1 protein-coding gene is annotated in these 1,143 nt (G+C 69.3%); it reads right to left on the reverse strand.

Going from position 1 to position 1,143, the window contains the following annotated elements; genetic code table 11:
* Nucleotides 1-1,097: KR domain-containing protein (locus ACWC97_RS33975; protein WP_450653674.1), on the reverse strand; the 1,097-nt coding region annotated here is incomplete at its 3' end.
* Between the last annotated feature and the right edge of the window lie 46 nt (nucleotides 1,098-1,143).

The following is a 1,143-nucleotide window of genomic DNA, read 5'->3' on the forward strand; positions in this document are numbered from 1 at the left end:
AGGAACCCGCCATCACGCGCATACGACGACCCCGACCGCGCAGGATCCGCATCGTACAACCGCTCCAGATCCCACCCCCGGTCCTCCGGGAAACCACCGATCGCATCCCCACCCGAAGCCACCAACCGCCACAGATCCTCCGGCGAACCCACCCCACCCGGAAAACGGCACGCCATCGACACAATCGCAATCGGCTCATCCGAAACCGAAACCGCGGAGGCGGAAGAGGTGCGCCGGGCGGAGGACTCGTCGGCCACCCCGGCCCCGGTGACCTGGCCACGCAGGTGGTCGGCGAGGGCCGCCGGGCTGGGGTGGTCGAAGACGAGCGTGGCCGGGAGACGGAGGCCGGTGGCGGCGATCAGCCGGTTGCGGAGTTCCACCGCCGTCAGGGAGTCGAAGCCGAGCGTCTTGAACGCCTGGTTGACGGCCACGCCTTCGTCGTCGGAGTGGCCGAGCACGGTGGCGATCTGCTTGCGTACGAGGTCGAGCACCGCCGTTTCGCGTTCGGACTCGGCCAGCGCCGCCATCCGCTGGGCCCACGACTCCGCCGCGCCCGCACCGCCGGCCGCCTGGGCCACCCGTCGTGCAGGGGTCCTGACGAGGCTGCGGAAGAGGGGCTGGATCGTGTTGTCGGCGCCCTGCGCACGCTGGGAGGTCAGGTCGAGCCTGGCCGGGACGAGCAGTGCGTCCTCGTGGGTGAGCGCGGAGTCGAGGAGCGCGAGTCCCTGGTCCGACGGGAGCTGGGCGACTCCGGCACGGGCCATGCGGGCCACGTCCGTACGGTCGAGGTGACCGGTCATCCCGCTGGCGTCGGCCCACAGGCCCCAGGCGAGGGAGAGCCCCGGCCGGCCATGGGCACGACGATGCGCGGCAAGACCGTCCAGGAACGCGTTGGCCGCGGCATAGTTCGCCTGACCAGCCGTACCAAGAACACCCGCGACCGACGAATACAGAACGAACGCCGACAGATCCGCGTCCAACGTCAACTCATGCAGATTCCACGCCGCATCCGCCTTCGGCCGCAACACCGAACCCAGACTCTCCGAACCCAACGACGCAACAGTCCCGTCATCAAGAACACCCGCCGTATGCACCACACCCGTCAACGGAAACTCCACCGGAACAGAAGCAAGCAACGCCCCC

It is taken from the genome of Streptomyces sp. NPDC001108, from assembly GCF_053598535.1.